The sequence below is a fragment of the Solibacillus sp. FSL W7-1464 genome (genome assembly GCF_038004425.1).
GTDB lineage: Bacteria > Bacillota > Bacilli > Bacillales_A > Planococcaceae > Solibacillus.
On the sequence record NZ_JBBORC010000001.1, the window covers coordinates 1735679 to 1750696 of the forward strand.

Below are 15018 nucleotides of genomic sequence, written 5' to 3' on the forward strand. Positions count from 1 at the left end.
AGTATATCTATAGTTAGAAATTTGTTATTTTTCATTTAAAGTCATGACTTTGAATATCGTCATATAAAAGGTTTTTATATAAAAATAGGAACTTGTTGATTTATTGTTAAAATTATTCAACTATATATAATTACAAGAGAAAATGTATAGGCAATTGGGAGAGGGATTATTTGAGAATACATATTAAGCAGGAAAATATTAAAAGATTGTACAGAGCACAAAATAGGGCATTATATTGGTTGTTTGGAATTGTTTGTTTGGGATTTTTAGGACTACAACTAGGGAGAATTCAAGCTATTGCAGACTTTAATTATAGTCTTCATGAAATGATGTACTTCCCTTTTATTTTTGCACTTTTTGCTGCACCAATTGTATTTGTAATATACATTTTTCTATTGTGTAAATTTTTATTGAATAGAGGGTTGCAAAAGGCAAATATAAAAACAGGTATTACATCCATTTTTGTAATAGCTTCAATAGTTGTTATCATTTCTATAACTATTCATCAATCTTATGAAGTTACAACTGGTGGAGTATTTGAAGTAGAAGAGAAATTTCGTGAGGACAGAAATTATTATTTAGTATTGAATGATAAAAAAATTAGAGTATCTAGTGAACAATTTCATTTAGTTGAAAAGAATCAACAGTATTCAATTAGCTTTGTTTGGAACAAGCGAACTCCAAACATAGGCGAACTTGAAACGATTGAACCGATAAAATAATTGTAAACTTTTCCTGTGATTATTAAATTATTTATATTTACTATCGGGCGCGGTTCTGTAAAAAGGATCAGCGCTCATTTTCATAAGAGGGGATTGTTGAGGTATCTAACAGGAAATTGGATATTTATGTTAGAATATCGGTAAGATTTAATAGCAATAAACTGAAAACCTAACAGGAAAATGAAATTTAAATAATTGATGAGGTGATGAGATGAAGTATACTTGTCCTTGTTGTGGCTATAAAACGTTAGATGAAGAACCTCCGGGAACATATGAGATATGCAATATCTGTTTTTGGGAAGATGACGGAGTTCAATATGATGACCCGGATTATAAGGGCGGCGCAAACACACCATCTTTACGAAAAGCACAGAAAAATTTCTTCTTAATTGGAGCTTGTGAAGAAGGGTGTAAGGAATTTGTTAGAGAACCAAATGATAAAGATGTAAAAGATTTTAATTGGAAACCATTATAGGTAAAGGAAAAAAAGACGGAATACTGTGTACTTTATCCAATATTATATTTTTCTAAGAAACTACTCTGTCGTAAAGGATGATGTTAATATGGAAATTTTATATCCAGTAAGTGCTTTATTGTTCTCGATTCTATGGTTTCTAAATTTAGTTCAGCTCTTAGAAAAGTTACACCAAGGGAAAAATATACATAATCAAAAGATATTAGGCTGTGTTTGGACTGCTTGTTTAATTTTATCAATCATCATTTCTACAGCTATAGTTTTATAACACGTTGAACTTATAGAATATGAATTTAAAGAGAAGGTGGTAGAAACATGATCTTTCAATTTCGGCTGGAAGGTGAGCATTTAAATCAAGATCAGAGGGCATTTTACAACGATTATATCGAAGGAGATTTACAAATTTACATAGATGGACAACTGTATTTGACCGAAACCTGTTTCAATATTGTAGAGCTGGCGAATCAGTTGGGGAAATGGCTGCATTCGATGGCTAGTGGTAACAGATGTGACTTTGAGTATGATTCCAATAATTGTGACGAATCGCTTTTATGTTTTTTGGTACAAGAAAACGGGATTAAGATACAGGCACCCCTTGAAAGCTATGAGCAACCAATTTTACCTGTAGAAACGGTGAAACATGCAGTTATTCGGTTTTTAGTAGCGTTAAATATAGAGCTTCATCAAACCTTTCATATGGAGAATCTAGACCTTTTTTTAACAGGCCTCATTTCGGAAAATACGAGAGCGATTATGCTGTTAGAGCAAAATAACTATGATGAATCCTTTGGGCTATTTAAAAAGTTAGCAAGAGAAACACCGTCTGTTCAAAGTCTTAATAATTTGGCCTGGTTTATGCTGCGTGAGGAAGAGAACCGGGATGAGGCAAGGACATTATTAGAGCAAGCGCTGGTCCTTAACCCGAAGTCCTCGTTTCCATATATGATGCTCGGTGAAATTGCGTTACATAACAAACAATATGATGAAGCGAAGCATTATTTACTACAGGCACTCAGTTTAAGCGAAACAGAAGAAGCGACCTATAATTTAGCATTGGCGCATTTTCAGCTCGGTGAGTTTGAGCAAGCAGCGAAAGTCTTTTCTCATTGTGATGGTGTTTCAGGAATTACGCAATTACACGAGGTCGTATCTTGGCTGTATGCAGGTCATATTGATAAGGCAAAGGCGCTATTAGCCAATTGGAATGATGAAGCGGATGATTACACAGGGGCGATTGAAATTGCGGATGTTTACATAGAGCTTGGTTGTTACAAGGAAGCACGGGCCCAGTTTGAAAAAGAATGGAACAGCTATTATATTTCACCATATTGCGTCAGTCGCTATGCGTATAACTTGTGGCAATTAGAGGACTACGATGCGTGCCGAACAATCATCCAACAAGCAATTCAACAGAATAAGGAAGAACAAGTGGATGAACAGCAAAGGGAGCTGGATGAGCATTGGACAGCGCAGGATCGTGACGAGTGCATAAGGGAATTAATCGAACAGCAGCAAACTCTCGAAATGCTTTGGCAGCGCCTGGAAAACGGTGATATGCCTTCCTTTGAATACGATATGTATCCTAGTGGCGGCTGTCAGCTATTTGGCTGCATGCAGCATGGTCATCCTGAATACGAAGAGGTGGAGTAATGGACGTCGAATTAATTAAGCACTATGTGTATGAATTACATTGGCACTTACCAGAAGAAATACAGCAGGAGGCAATTGGTTGGCTTGTCGCGCATACACCACGTCATCAGCTTGCCCTTGTTTTTCCACCGTATGGGAAGAACTACTGGAAAAATAGCATGAAGGTAGTTACGAAAATCGGTTATCCATACAACATCGCGGCTTTCCCAAGCATGGTGAAGCTGTTTCAGGATATCAACTGGCCTGGTGCTGAGGAAGCGGTGCAATATTTTCAAACTTTACAGAAGTCTACCGTACTCCCGTATATAGAAGCTGGAGCGAAGCAGGCAATGGCTGAGCAGGAGGAGCAGTGGCTTTGGTTTTTGTATGCGGTTTGTGAAAGGTTGCATATTGTCCGAGGGGATTTTCTAGATAGCATTGTTTTTGATAAGATGGAAGAAATTTATACGCGTGATGCTTAAAATTTAAGCTATACGACTGGCTAGCAACCAGTAGTGATCAAATATGCTAGTTGAAATGGATGGATATGATCAGCAAATGCTGTTAACTGGACCAAACTATACATTAGAGCAGTTAAACAAAATTTATAGACATGCAAAAAAGCACGCATCCTCAAGCCTAGAAATTATGCAGTTTTTGTGTTCGTATTATCAATTTAGCCGAATTCCGTATGATGCAACAATTCAGGTGGAATTTGTGATTGATACGGATACAGGGAGAATTTATTCACCGACATATTAAATCTTCGGGAACCATATTGTTACAATTCATGTCTATACTAGAAATGGGAAGATATGGGGGAGGGGGCATCATTATGTGGTTTTTAATAGGTCTTATTGCGATAGGCGCAACTTTTACAAACCTGTTTATGTACTTTACAGGTAAAGATTACAAACTTGCGATGGCAATGGGGTTATCGTTTACAGCATTAACCCTTTGTGCCGAATACACGCTGATAACGAATTGGGTAGAGGTAAATGATTGGGCGGCTATAGAAGATGTAGTACCAGGTATGGAAAGGGCATTATGGTTTTTAACTATAATTTCGATCTTATTAAATATAGCGCCGATATTTCTGGAGAAAAAAGAAATAGTATCAATTAACGTATTTCAAAATCGGCACTATTAAAAACTGAAGAACACTATGTATTGGATAGCATAAAAGACTTTAATTTTTATGCTATTTTTTCTCACAAATTACCGGAGACCAAAACCCATCCTTCTTTATCACCACTTCTTCCGCTTGATGGAAGTTTTCAAAGCATTTCTTGATAATAAGTTCATTTGCTTGATGATTCTTATAAATTTGGTTAAATAATACTCCGCCAATAGTTAGAATAAAAATACTTCCAACTATGGCAATTAACAGACTAAGTTTATTATTATTCAATGGCAATATCTCCTTTCTTGTAAATCCATTTCTTATCTTCTAACATACTCATCTATTGAACGAAATACCGATAAAATAATTTATCCACCTGCAATACAGGGAAACTTTCAGGTAATTTTTCTATACTTGTAAATCCATTCTTTTCGTAAAATCGATGAGCGGCTAAAAATTGGGTGTAGTACCTAGATAGATAACCTTTATTGAATGTTCTTCTGCCCATTTAATTGCTGTGTTTAATAATAGACTTGCGGTTTTGAATTTTGCTTCGCGGTAATTTTGATCAACAAACATTTTTCTTAAGGCAACTCGGTTATCACCTATATCTAAAAGACTTATTGTACCAACTACTTTATCATTATAAATAGCTACCCAAAAGTTTCCGTTCCCAGTCTGATAAAATTCTTCTATTTTAAACAAATCGGGTTGATCATTCTTTGTTATCTCAATGTTGTATTCCTGCTGCTGAATATGAAGAATTAAATCAACCACCTGAGCTTGATATTCATTATTATACTGTTTCACAATTGGGGAGTTCATTTTCTGTTTACACCGCCTATAACTATATGTATTTTCTAAATTTTACAATATATATCATTTTTAGCAACCCTATCTTTGGAAACGAAAGGTATGAAGGTATATTTTGTCGAAACTATATTTAGTACAAACTAAAAGAACAACTTGGAATTGACGGGTGAATCTGATATGGGGATAGATTTTCATAATGAAAATACCGTAATACTTTACAACTCGAAAAGCAGTGAAATAATTTAGTCGTATGATTAAAGAATATAAGGAGCTGGAATCAATGCTAGATAAAGAACTTTATAATGCAGTAAAAGAATTGGTGGATGTAAGGTATTCGAGTGGGCGGGGTGGTGCGGCAGCGGTTCGTGTAGAAGATGGAACGATTTATACAAGTGTGGCACCGGAAGTGATTAATGATTCAACCGCTCTTTGTATGGAAACGGGTGCTATTTTAGAAGCCTATAAATTCAATAAAAAAGTTACACATAGTATTTGCTTGGCAAGGGAAAATGAACTTTCACCATTAAAAGTACTTTCACCTTGTGGTATTTGCCAGGAACGTTTATTTTACTGGGGACCTCAAGTACAATGTGCGATTTCAAATGATACCCAGGCCGTTATTTTTAAAACATTAAAGGAACTGCAACCTTACCATTGGACAGATACATATTACGATGAAATGACCGAGCATTGGCAGAAATTTTAGCCGTTATTGAATTGAAGCAACAAAAGATAGAGGAAATCGATGCATGGATTTCCTCATTATGCGGTAAGGGGCTGTAAAAGAGCTTTCCTAATGCCTATCAAATCGACTTAGCGATTTCTCGCTTGTATTTAAAATACATATTTAAGGAAATCAGGCCAAAAATAAGCATTAGCCATGGAGAACCGAATCTTGTAATGGCAAAAGGTGTTTCGAATAAGAAGGAACCCCAAAAGTCATAGCCGGTTTTATACCATAACCCAGGTGTATAATAAGCATCTTTAAGATTCAAAAACTGTTCAGAACCTTGACCTTGGTAAACACAAAATGCAAAAAAAAGAGAAAAGTATGCGTATGTCCCATATATTTTGCTAAGACGCTGAAAGTAATGCTTTTCAGATGATTGATCGGAAAACAGTGAATCATCTATATTATTCGGATTTAACCAATACTGTAAAGCCGATGATCGTGAGCCTCCTACATGTAACCAGCCAAATTCCTCGTAAAGTGCTTTGTAATGCTGATATTTTTGTTCAGATTCAAACGATTGGCAATCTAATCGTAAAATTTGCTCCTTATTTGTTGTTTTTTCAAATGTGTATATATTAATGCCATTTACACGTTTTAATTGCCAGCCTTTTTGAAGCATGTTATTTAACCACTGTTCCTCTTTTTGAGCATTCGAAAATACTTTAAACTTTTTCATCATTAAATCCTCCTTCATAAAGTGAAAGAATATGCATGAATCGTCTTTTTTCAATTTCTAAAATCTCTAAACCCTCATCCGTAATCCGATAAATTTTTCTGCGAGAGTCGTCTGAAGGAACAAGCACAATCCAGTTGTACTTCAATAAATTTTCAATGGCCCCATACAAAGTACCGGCAGCTATCCGCACCTCACCATTACTCATTGTTTCAATCTCTTGCATAATTGCGTATCCATGCAAAGGTTTTCTTAAAGCGAGTAATATATAATGCATTGTTTCTGTTAATGGCAACAACTTATGTCTTTTCATTACAACGCTCCTTGCCAAAAATATACAGTTCAACTTTATATCATTATATACAGTCTAACTATACATTTCAACTGTATAAATAATGTTGTATTGATTTAATTGAAAGGCTTGTTTATAAATAACAGCAGGTATTAAGCTTTTTCTATAGAATTAAATTTCTATACATAAAATCGGATTTGTAGAGGTGAGTGGAGATGTTAATTAAGCCTGAAAAATTACAGCCGGGAGACCGGATTGCTACAGTAAGTCCTTCGTGGGGTGGAGCAGGAGAACCCGCTCTTAAATGGAGATATGATCAAGGGGTAAAGAGATTGGAGGAAGTGTTTGGGCTTGAGGTAGTCCCAATGCCGAACAGTTTGAAGGGTGAAGAGTATCTTTATCATAATCCACAGGCTCGAGCAGAGGATTTAATGATGGCCTTTAAAGATGAACAGATCAAAGGAATCATTGCCAATATTGGTGGAGAAGATAGTATCCGCTTGCTCCCTTATATTGATATAGATGTCATACGTAAAAATCCGAAAATATTTATGGGTTATTCGGATGTAACCATTGCCCATTTATTTTGTCATAAAGCGGGGATCTCTTCATTTTATGGTCCGGCCATCATAACCGATTTTGCTGAAAATGTGCAGATGGATCCTTATACGGTTGAAATGGTAAACCGGACACTATTCTCGGGTGAGATCATTGGTGAGATACAACCTGCAAACGAATGGACGAGTGAGCGTTTGGAATGGATAGAAGAAAATAAAAACCGTCGCAGGAATATGCGAAAAAATTCAGGTTATGAAGTACTTCAGGGAACAGGTGTAGCACAAGGGTTTTTAATAGGCGGTTGTATTGAGGTTTTGGAGTTTGCAAAGGGAACTGACATTTGGCCGGAAAAAGAATATTGGGACAATAGCATCCTTTTCTTTGAAACATCTGAAGAATACCCTGAACCGAATCTTATTAAATATTGGCTGCGAAATTACGCAGCACAAGGCATTTTGCAAAAAACAAAAGGCATTATTTTCGGGAAACCACAGGATGAGAAGTACTATGAGGAATATAAAGAGGTAATTCATCAAGTAATGAAAGAATTTGATTTAGAAGATCTGCCGGTATTATACAATTTGAATTTTGGTCATACTGAACCAAAATTTATTCTACCGTATGGTGCAAAAGCAGAAATTGATTGTGAAATGGGGACGTTCAAAATTTTAGAAAGTGGTGTTAAATAATCGAACCGAGTAAAAGGTGCGAATGTTGATTAAACAATATTCGTACCTTTCTGTTGTTTAAAACCGACATTTTGTGGATCAGTTGATTTTATTTCGATATATTAAATGCAAGGAAAGTAAAAAGAAGAATATATTTGATCTTACCGGTTGAATTAATAGAAATATCACATGTTATGGAAGGGAGGATCATATGTGGAGTTTTAATACTTTTAAAGACATTCGTTACTGGATGCTTTTAGTTCCATTTCTAATCATCTTAGTCCTGTACATTCATTTTACTCCTAGTTATATCCTTGAAAAGCCGTATGTTTCAGCACTTTCACTTTTTATTTTTCCGACATTATTCTGGTCTACATATCATCTTTGGAAACATTTTGGAGATAAAAAGGAAAGAAACGATGTGGAAAGTAGCAGCGGCTTGTAGCCTGGATAAGATAATCATCAGAAAATCTGGTGGTGTGCCGTTTATTTATCACAGTAAATAGCTAATAGCCCCCAACTTTCTTTAGATGGGGGCATGCTGTTATTGCCGCTTCTTCGTTTTTTTGTTATTCAGTCTCTCGGCAGCTGTCAATGGTTCGTTTGCCAGTTCGTGATCAAGCGCCCTTGATAAATTTTTTCTTACCGCTTGCTCATCACTAGTGCTGCGATTGTTTTTATTGTTAGTACTCACTATAAACACCTCCATGATCGTAGTTTGCCACATGGTGTCATGAGTATGCATTTTAGTTAAGCCACGCTAACGTCATTTGACTCATTAATTCTACTCCAATTAAGGAAGGCTATTCTTCAACAGAAGAGCAGCTTTTTTTATTTTTATAAGGGGCGTAGGCTAGATATCAATACATGAAATTCTCATTAGAAAAAAATTTTTATTTTCTTGTAAACTTTTTGATGAAAAGGGACTCTTTAGTAGTGAAGGCTTTAGAAAGGAGTACCGTAAGCCCGAAATATAAAAAATAGCGCACCTTCACGGTACGCACGACGAACGGCCAGCTAACTGAAATTTTTTTCAGTTAGCTGGCTATTTTGCACATGTGGCTTGAATATTTTCTGACCATGGCATGTAATTATGTAAAATCTCAGGTTGTTGATGAAACGATATATTAGGTAATTCCGTCATCAGCTTTACCAAGTACTGATAAAAATCAATTCCGTTTGCTTTGGCCGTTTCAGCCAAACTCAAACAAATGGCATTCGCATTAGCACCTGCTTCACTCACGGAGAAGAGCCAGTTTTTGCGACCAATGACATTTGGACGAATGGCATTTTCAGCGGGATTGTTATCAATGGCGACATACCCATTTTCAAGGAAAACCTTTAACTCCGATGAACGGCTTAATGTATATTCAGCTGCTTTCGCAATGGCATTTTTACCGAAGAAAGGCGAACGATCAATCCAATCCATAAATTCATCGACGATCGGTTTTGCTTCCTGTTGGCGAACTTGCACGCGCTCTTCCGGTGAAAGATGTTTGATTTTTCGTTCGATATGAAACAGCCGATCGCAATACTGCACGCCTATTCGTCCATTTTTACTATCGGCTTTTAGCCAATAACGGCGTACGTGAGCCCAACAGTTGGCGAATTGAACATGAGGTAATTGACCGTAAGCTGAATACCCATCACAGATCACAGTGCCTTTGAATCCCTTAATTAAATCTTCTAATACAGCGCGCCCTCGAGAAAGAGCGCTCTTAAATAGAACGATAATGGGACCTTCACTTTGTACACTGCGACATACCCAGTTATAAGCGTTTGATTGAGCTGGCTTTCCATCTGAACGCTTAATTATTTGTGCATAGGTTTCATCTATATGCAACACAGATTTTGCCGTTAATAATTGGTTCATCAAATTATAAAGCGGTTGAAGCCAATCCTCTGCCACACGTATTACCCAATTGGATAGATTTTTATCATTTGTATGTAGTCCATGGCGCTCCCATTCATTTACCTGACGGTAAAGAGGTAAGTACTGGATAAACTTATCGTAGATAAGCTTTGCCAAAACAGTAGGACCGGCAATGCTTCTTTGGATTGGACCTTGCGGTGCTTTACCTCGTTTAATTTGAGCTTTTAGTAGGGCATCGTTTTTACACGTTTTGCACTCATACACATGTTCAAAATGTTGCACACGCTTCAGGGAGGCTGGAATAAATTTTGCCTCTTCACGTATCAACGTTGAACTGAACTCTACCATCTCCCCAAGACAGCAGTCACAAGCTAAGTTGGCTGGGTGATGATGAATTTCTTCAATTTCTATATCCTCATGAAACGAGTCATTTCGTTTTTTATTTGTCTTTTTACGAGTAACCGTATAACTAACCGTTTCGGTGCTTTGTTCTTCTGTTTGCTCAGGTTCGTTAAAAGACGGATCGTCTTCAAATAATGAGCCTTGTCCATCTGGTGCTTGATACTTTGATTTTTCTGATTTAGAACCGTATAAAGCTTTTGTTAATTGGCGAATTTGTTCAGTCAATGCTTCAATTTGTTTGGTTAAATTTTTATTTTGTTCTTTTGTGTAGGCTAATTGTTCTTCCAATAATTGAATCACTTTTTCATTTGAAGCGTTTCCCAAATCATTCACCACATTTCGTTCAATTTAAGTTATGAATGATTATACCACTTAAAATAGGGCTATTAAAAGATACCTTTTGTAGATTTTGCAATCGCCTTTGGCTGTTGCAGAGATAATCCTTCTAATAACCAACGAAGCTCTTGTTGCGAAAGTTTGCGTACCTCATTTTCATCTTTTGGCCATTGTAATTTCCCATTATCTAATCGTTTATAAAGCATGGCGAAGCCATCTCCATCGAAATACAAACATTTATAACGATCCTTGCTCCATCCAGAAAACAGAAAGATAGAATCACTATACGGATCCAATTCGAAAGAATCTTGAATGAGCGTTGCGAGACCATCAATTCCTTTACGCATGTCTGTCTTGCCGCAGATGATGTAGATGTTTTGCACGCTCGTAAAATCCTGTTTCATCCCTTCAGCTCCTTCATAATGGTTTGGATAATGCGCTCATCTACGCCATTGAAGAAGGAAATTTCAGCCACAGCGGTTTTAATTACACAACTTGGCTCAGCAGTGTATTGAAGAGAATGATTCGAAGAAGTTTCAACTGGAAGAGGATCGAGTTTGACGGGAACAATGGTTAATTTGTTTTTAGACATAAATGGCACCTCCTTTGATTGATACATTTATCGTACCGGAGGTGCCTGCTGTTTTATATGCGTTGTTTGATTACGGGCTTACGGAGTACCTATGGATTCGCATCTTTTGTTGGAAATATACAAAAAGCAAGCAAGGATGATTTATTTTTATTTAAAAAAGAACGGCTGTAGTCTTGAAGATGCAGAGGATATTGTTCAAGAAAGCTATACGAAATTCATTGCTTATAGCAGTGGTGTTCCTTCTGATAAAGCACTTTCCTATATTTTTACGATTTCCATGAATGAACTAAAAAAACTGTTAAGGAAACAGGGCAAGGAACATTCCATTTCAATTGACAATGAATATTTCTGGAACAATTTTGCTGATGACCAGGATACGGAACTGAGTATATTATCGATTGAAATGAACCATGAAATCACAGCTGTATTGGATGGTATTCAAGAAATCTTTAAGCAGCTTTTACTATTAAAATATGAGCTGGAACTTAATTATAAAGAGATTGCTTTGTTACTGGGCATGAAGGAAGAAACGGTAAGGACTTATTTATTTCGAGCAAGAAAAGAATTTCAAAAGAAGTGGAGAGAGCTACATGAATGATTTTCCGGATGATCTTTTTGATGAAAAGAAAATCAAGAAAGCAGTAAAAAGAGGGAAAATGAAAACAATCATTACGGTAATTATTATTTCTTTCTTGGTATTCGTTGTTTTAAACATAGCTAATTCTGCAATTTTGGCAAACTATAGTGAAAAGGCATTTAAGCAGTGGGATGCTTATGTCCGTCTCAGCACGCCAAACGGTTACATAAGTGAAACCGTAGAGTCCAGAGGTTTATTGGGCGGAGTAAGCAACTATGAAATTTCGAAAGACTTTAAAATCAAATCGGTTGTGATTGAACGAAAACAATATTCATTTGGTCTGTTGCCATCTGTTCTAACATCTAGATACTCAGGTGGGAAAATAGGGTTGAAAGATAAAGATTGGCATTTTGGCTATAAAGAAAATGGTTGGCGAGAAATGATGTTTTTCCATCCGAATGTAACCTATCAAAAATATAAAGATGATGAAGGACAGATAGAGCGTATGCACGGCGATAAAATTTATGAAGTGGCACTTTCCTTTGATCGGCCATACAAACCAGGAGAAATTTTCGTACAGCTTCCCGAAATGACATGGTTTTGGATAGATACTTATAGTAGTGAACAATTAAACGAGTTTCAACAAGAGGCAAAAGAAAATGATGGGTCTTCAACATTTATTAGGGAATATGATACGCTGGGGTTTTCAATAAACAGGCCTTATATTTCAATCCATGATTTAGAAGGAGAGTATGACGAATTTCTGGAATTATTGCAAATGAGTATTTCCCCTGATCACCAACAAGCTTTTAACAGGATGAAAGATATCAAGTTAGAGGATGTAGAAATATTGGGGGCAGTTGTTTATGGAACAAAGAAAGAAATTGTAGAAATATTAAAAGAGCCGATGATAAAAGCTTCATCAATAGGAGGAGTCATTGAAAATTATTAGTTGATGTGAACCTGATATTCTAACGGAAAGGTAATAGAATCCTTACTAAAGAAGGGTTTATTCCGTAAAGGAAATTTTGCGGAAAGTAAAAAAATCCAGTTTTCTTACAAAGGAAAACTGGATTTTTGTTTGTTTCCAATGGGAACGGTATTTTACAAATCAGCGCACAGCACAAAACTATTTAACGATAAGGGAGGCTTTGCCTGCTCATTCATTAAATAGGCATAACTATGAATCAATGACTGAATTTTAGTCGGAACCTCCGGGAATTCATTTAGCAAGTAATTACTGTAGTCGACTTCCCAAGACCCGTCCTGCAAATAGCTGGCGTCGACGGTTTGTTCAACATTGATCGAAAAGCCTTCACTATGCATAAGTTCCTTTATTTGCGTTTTATGAAAGAGATTTTGGATATTCCCATCATTTTCTGTAAAAGCTGTATAAAGCAACGCAATATTGGCTGCGCAAAAATGGGCACGCTGGGCATCCATTGTATAATCGATATCCCATTCAGCAAAACAGATTCGATCTGCTACTTGCTTGATTTTTTGCATGTAATTCTTTAAGAGCTCAATACTTTCGAAATACCATGAACAATGGGATAGTACAACGACATCAAATTTCTCGTCGAACGCCATTTGCAAAAAGTCCGTTTCAAAGTGGAAGTCGATTCGCTGTCCTAATGGGGATTTAGAAATCGTTTCTGCAGCTTCGCCTAATGTGATTGGTGCACCGTATTCAGTTGAGGCAATATCGATTGCAACAACATGTCCTGTTTCTCCGACCGCATCTGCCAATACGACCGTTGTGTCACCTTGACCGCATCCGATTTCAAGTACTTTCATACCTTTCTTAATTTGAAAGGTTTTTACTAGCTCAACACGATGTGTTAATTGTGTACGTTGGATTGTATCGTCTCCGATGATTTTCATACAGTTTAATAAATGGTCCAATGTTTTCAGCTCCAATAATGTTTGATTTTTAAGCCTATTTTTCAGCTCAATATTAGTTCTGAACGTTCCACCTGTTTTATAACATCAATTCATCGACTCCTTTTTATAAGTCTATTAATACATGGTGACGAGTAAGAGAGCAATGATTATTTGAAAGTAAAATTACAGAAATAAGAAAATAAGATGTTTTAATAAATAATTTGGTAATAGCTATTGTAGAAATAGGTAAATATTAGTATTTTGTGAATTCCTAGTTGACTAATAAGGAATGTTTGTAATAAGATGATTTTAATTCAATAATCAAGTTAGTTGATTGGAAAACCAAAGACTACAATTATCTCTTTTTCTATAAGGGGGAAATTGTGGTCTTTTTTCTTTTTTCTTATTTACATAACTTACATACATTAGAGGGGGATAACCATGAGCAAATTTAGTTACGTATCACATTTAGAATGTCCGAAATGTGATGAAAAATATAGGGAAGATCAAATTCATCACTTATGTAATTGTGGATCACCATTATTAGTTCGTTATGACTTAGAAAAAGTTAAGAAAAATGTTTCAAGGGATGATATTTCAAATCGTAAAAATAGCTTATGGCGCTATCATGAACTACTACCTGTACATAGCGAAGAAAATGTCATTTCCCTTGGTGAAGGTATTACACCATTTGAAAAACTCAATACTTTGGGCGCAGAGTACGGTTTAAACAATTTATATATTAAAGATGAAGGCATTATTCCAACCGGCTCTTTTAAAACGAGAGGAGCTAGTGTAGGGGTATCAAAAGCATCAGAGCTTGGCGTTAAACAATTAGCGATGCCGACGAATGGTAATGCAGGTGCAGCATGGGCACTTTATGCATCGAAAGCGAACATCAAAGCAACGATCGTTATGCCACTGGATGCGCCCGAAATTACACGAAAAGAAGTGTATATTGCAGGCGGTGATTTGCATTTAATTAACGGTTTAATCAGTGATGCAGGGAAGGTAGTTGGCCAATTAGTACAAAATGAAGGAGTTTACGATGCTTCAACACTAAAAGAGCCTTACCGTATCGAAGGTAAAAAAACGATGGGATATGAAATTATTGAGCAGTTTGGCTGGAATGTACCGGACGTCATTTTATATCCGACAGGCGGCGGTGTAGGGATTATAGGGATTTACAAAGCAATTGTTGAGTTACAGGAATTAGGTTGGATCGAAAAAGGGAAATTCCCTCGATTAGTGGCTGTCCAAGCTGAGGGTTGTGCACCGATTGTAGAAGCGTGGAAGAAAGGCCAAAAAGAATCGGTTTTCTTTGAAAATTCTAAGACGTGTGCGTTTGGTATTAATGTCCCGAAAGCATTAGGAGATTTCTTGGTACTAGAAAGCATTTATACGACGGAAGGCTGTGCGATTGCAGTTTCAGAGAAAGAATTATTAGAAGCACAGAAGCAGGTAGCTTCATTAGAGGGGAATTTTATTTGTCCGGAGGGTGCGGCTACATTTGCGGCTGCGAGAAAATTGCGTGAGCAAGGATGGATTCAAGCCGATGAGCACGTAGTTTGTCTTAATACGGGATTAGGGGTTAAATATCCTGAAACGGTTGAAATTGAAGGTGTGCAAACACTACAGCCAGGAGACAAGATTTATGTAAATAATTAA

The 15018-nt window shown here is 36.5% G+C and carries 20 protein-coding genes and 1 pseudogene; 12 read left to right on the forward strand and 9 right to left on the reverse strand.

Features of this window, described 5'->3' with window-relative positions; translation table 11 throughout:
• The first annotated feature begins 170 nt into the window (after positions 1 to 170).
• The 6 genes from MKZ25_RS08400 to MKZ25_RS08425 all read left to right on the forward strand — a co-directional run bounded on the left by MKZ25_RS08400 (position 171) and on the right by MKZ25_RS08425 (position 3976).
• On the forward strand, positions 171 to 722 hold the full coding sequence (locus MKZ25_RS08400) for a hypothetical protein (RefSeq protein WP_340801113.1): 552 nt from the start codon (positions 171 to 173) through the stop codon (positions 720 to 722).
• 211 nt (positions 723 to 933) lie between these two features.
• Positions 934 to 1197, forward strand: coding sequence for a CPCC family cysteine-rich protein (locus MKZ25_RS08405; RefSeq protein ID WP_340801114.1), 264 nt, complete (start codon positions 934 to 936; stop codon positions 1195 to 1197).
• Positions 1198 to 1512: 315 nt separating this feature from the next.
• A complete protein-coding gene (locus tag MKZ25_RS08410) occupies positions 1513 to 2847 on the forward strand; it encodes a tetratricopeptide repeat protein (protein WP_340801115.1) in 1335 nt (444 codons plus the stop codon).
• Positions 2847 to 3308 (forward strand): hypothetical protein, encoded by a 462-nt coding sequence (locus MKZ25_RS08415; protein ID WP_340801116.1) that lies wholly within the window; start codon positions 2847 to 2849, stop codon positions 3306 to 3308. The genes MKZ25_RS08410 and MKZ25_RS08415 overlap by 1 nt, the downstream gene beginning before the upstream one ends.
• A gap of 43 nt (positions 3309 to 3351) precedes the next feature.
• Positions 3352 to 3588, forward strand: coding sequence for a hypothetical protein (locus tag MKZ25_RS08420; RefSeq protein WP_340801117.1), 237 nt, complete (start codon positions 3352 to 3354; stop codon positions 3586 to 3588).
• A 73-nt stretch (positions 3589 to 3661) separates the two neighbouring features.
• The gene (locus MKZ25_RS08425) at positions 3662 to 3976 is read left to right on the forward strand and encodes a hypothetical protein (protein ID WP_340801118.1); all 315 of its coding nucleotides are present in this window, start codon (positions 3662 to 3664) and stop codon (positions 3974 to 3976) included.
• 51 nt (positions 3977 to 4027) lie between these two features.
• Here MKZ25_RS08425 and MKZ25_RS08430 read toward each other — a convergent pair whose 3' ends face one another.
• The gene (locus MKZ25_RS08430; protein WP_340801119.1) at positions 4028 to 4237 is read right to left on the reverse strand and encodes a hypothetical protein; all 210 of its coding nucleotides are present in this window, start codon (positions 4235 to 4237) and stop codon (positions 4028 to 4030) included.
• Between the two features lie 52 nt (positions 4238 to 4289).
• A pseudogene (locus tag MKZ25_RS08435) lies at positions 4290 to 4774 on the reverse strand (GNAT family N-acetyltransferase).
• Between the two features lie 268 nt (positions 4775 to 5042).
• Between MKZ25_RS08435 and MKZ25_RS08440 the strand changes: the two are divergent.
• Positions 5043 to 5468 carry a cytidine deaminase gene (locus tag MKZ25_RS08440; RefSeq protein ID WP_340801120.1) on the forward strand — a complete coding sequence of 142 codons (426 nt, stop codon included), beginning with the start codon at positions 5043 to 5045 and terminating at the stop codon, positions 5466 to 5468.
• Between the two features lie 97 nt (positions 5469 to 5565).
• On the opposite strand, the gene MKZ25_RS08445 is transcribed toward MKZ25_RS08440, so the two are convergent.
• Together MKZ25_RS08445 and MKZ25_RS08450 are read right to left on the reverse strand one after the other, a co-directional pair.
• Positions 5566 to 6171 carry a DUF2812 domain-containing protein gene (locus MKZ25_RS08445; protein ID WP_340801121.1) on the reverse strand — a complete coding sequence of 202 codons (606 nt, stop codon included), beginning with the start codon at positions 6169 to 6171 and terminating at the stop codon, positions 5566 to 5568.
• Positions 6158 to 6481 carry a PadR family transcriptional regulator gene (locus MKZ25_RS08450; RefSeq protein ID WP_340801122.1) on the reverse strand — a complete coding sequence of 108 codons (324 nt, stop codon included), beginning with the start codon at positions 6479 to 6481 and terminating at the stop codon, positions 6158 to 6160. The genes MKZ25_RS08445 and MKZ25_RS08450 overlap by 14 nt, the downstream gene beginning before the upstream one ends.
• A gap of 194 nt (positions 6482 to 6675) precedes the next feature.
• Between MKZ25_RS08450 and MKZ25_RS08455 the strand changes: the two genes are divergently transcribed.
• On the forward strand, positions 6676 to 7707 hold the full coding sequence (locus MKZ25_RS08455) for a S66 family peptidase (protein WP_340801123.1): 1032 nt from the start codon (positions 6676 to 6678) through the stop codon (positions 7705 to 7707).
• Between the two features lie 190 nt (positions 7708 to 7897).
• Positions 7898 to 8131 carry a permease gene (locus MKZ25_RS08460; protein ID WP_340801124.1) on the forward strand — a complete coding sequence of 78 codons (234 nt, stop codon included), beginning with the start codon at positions 7898 to 7900 and terminating at the stop codon, positions 8129 to 8131.
• A gap of 99 nt (positions 8132 to 8230) precedes the next feature.
• On the opposite strand, the gene sspO is transcribed toward MKZ25_RS08460, so the two are convergent.
• The 4 genes from sspO to MKZ25_RS08480 all read right to left on the reverse strand — a co-directional run bounded on the left by sspO (position 8231) and on the right by MKZ25_RS08480 (position 10889).
• Positions 8231 to 8380, reverse strand: a complete 150-nt coding sequence (gene sspO / locus MKZ25_RS08465) for a small acid-soluble spore protein O (protein WP_339176346.1) — start codon at positions 8378 to 8380, stop codon at positions 8231 to 8233.
• A 351-nt stretch (positions 8381 to 8731) separates the two neighbouring features.
• Positions 8732 to 10294: an IS66 family transposase gene (tnpC, locus tag MKZ25_RS08470; RefSeq protein ID WP_340732393.1), complete on the reverse strand. Its 1563-nt coding sequence runs from the start codon at positions 10292 to 10294 to the stop codon at positions 8732 to 8734.
• 53 nt (positions 10295 to 10347) lie between these two features.
• Positions 10348 to 10701, reverse strand: a complete 354-nt coding sequence (gene tnpB / locus MKZ25_RS08475; protein ID WP_340732394.1) for an IS66 family insertion sequence element accessory protein TnpB — start codon at positions 10699 to 10701, stop codon at positions 10348 to 10350.
• A complete protein-coding gene (locus MKZ25_RS08480) occupies positions 10698 to 10889 on the reverse strand; it encodes a hypothetical protein (RefSeq protein ID WP_340718477.1) in 192 nt (63 codons plus the stop codon). The genes tnpB and MKZ25_RS08480 overlap by 4 nt, the downstream gene beginning before the upstream one ends.
• A gap of 91 nt (positions 10890 to 10980) precedes the next feature.
• Between MKZ25_RS08480 and MKZ25_RS08485 the strand changes: the two genes are divergently transcribed.
• A complete protein-coding gene (locus MKZ25_RS08485) occupies positions 10981 to 11487 on the forward strand; it encodes an RNA polymerase sigma factor (RefSeq protein WP_340801125.1) in 507 nt (168 codons plus the stop codon).
• Positions 11480 to 12418 (forward strand): anti sigma factor C-terminal domain-containing protein, encoded by a 939-nt coding sequence (locus MKZ25_RS08490; protein ID WP_340801126.1) that lies wholly within the window; start codon positions 11480 to 11482, stop codon positions 12416 to 12418. Before MKZ25_RS08485 ends, MKZ25_RS08490 begins: the two co-directional genes overlap by 8 nt.
• Before the next feature lie 152 nt (positions 12419 to 12570).
• On the opposite strand, the gene MKZ25_RS08495 is transcribed toward MKZ25_RS08490, so the two are convergent.
• Positions 12571 to 13371 (reverse strand): SAM-dependent methyltransferase, encoded by an 801-nt coding sequence (locus MKZ25_RS08495; protein ID WP_340801127.1) that lies wholly within the window; start codon positions 13369 to 13371, stop codon positions 12571 to 12573.
• A 420-nt stretch (positions 13372 to 13791) separates the two neighbouring features.
• Here MKZ25_RS08495 and MKZ25_RS08500 point away from each other — a divergent pair, with 420 nt between their 5' ends.
• Positions 13792 to 15018, forward strand: a complete 1227-nt coding sequence (locus MKZ25_RS08500; RefSeq protein WP_340801128.1) for a threonine synthase — start codon at positions 13792 to 13794, stop codon at positions 15016 to 15018.